Source organism: Neorhizobium descurainiae (genome assembly GCF_051400715.1).
GTDB lineage: Bacteria > Pseudomonadota > Alphaproteobacteria > Rhizobiales > Rhizobiaceae > Neorhizobium.
Window position 1 is genome coordinate 1 of the sequence record NZ_JBLFFK010000106.1, and the last position, 557, is coordinate 557.

A 557-nucleotide genomic window follows, 5' to 3' on the forward strand; every position below is an offset into this window, starting at 1 on the left:
CGGCGCGCCGCTGGACCGGGGAGGCCTCCCTCGCCCGCCAGACATTCAACCCTGGCAAGGCTGGCTCCTGAGCCGCGATCAGCGGGTGTTCGAGGGGCGCCTGACGGAGCGCCAGGGCGATCAGGATACCCCACTCGGGTGGATTCTGCGGCTAAGCGAAGTCACCGAGCTATGGCAGGGCCGTCAACAGCGCGAAGAGCTGATGCAGTTTCTCTCCCACGACATGCGCACGCCCCAGGCGTCGATCCTTGCGGCGATCGACGGGGCGGGACCCGGTCAGGTCGCAGCGTCGGTCGCCGATCGGGTGCGTACTTACGCCCGCCGGACGCTCAAGCTCGCCGACGACTTCGTCCAGCTCGCGCGCGCCGAGCGGATGACCTATCGCCTGGAACCCCTCGATCTCAGTGACATCTTGGCCGTAGCCGCCGACGAGATCTGGCCGCGGCTTGCGGAAAAGCGCGTGGAACTGGTCCTGGAGGGGCATGATCGGGAGTGGCTCGTCGAGGGAGAACGCTCGCTCCTGACCCGTGCCCTGCTCAATCTGTTCGACAACGCGG

At 67.5% G+C, this 557-nt stretch carries 1 protein-coding gene; it reads left to right on the forward strand.

Annotation, left to right across the window (positions count from 1 at the left end):
• A partial coding sequence (locus tag ACMGE0_RS33655) for a sensor histidine kinase family protein (RefSeq protein ID WP_436820191.1) occupies nucleotides 1-557 on the forward strand: 557 nt, incomplete at both ends.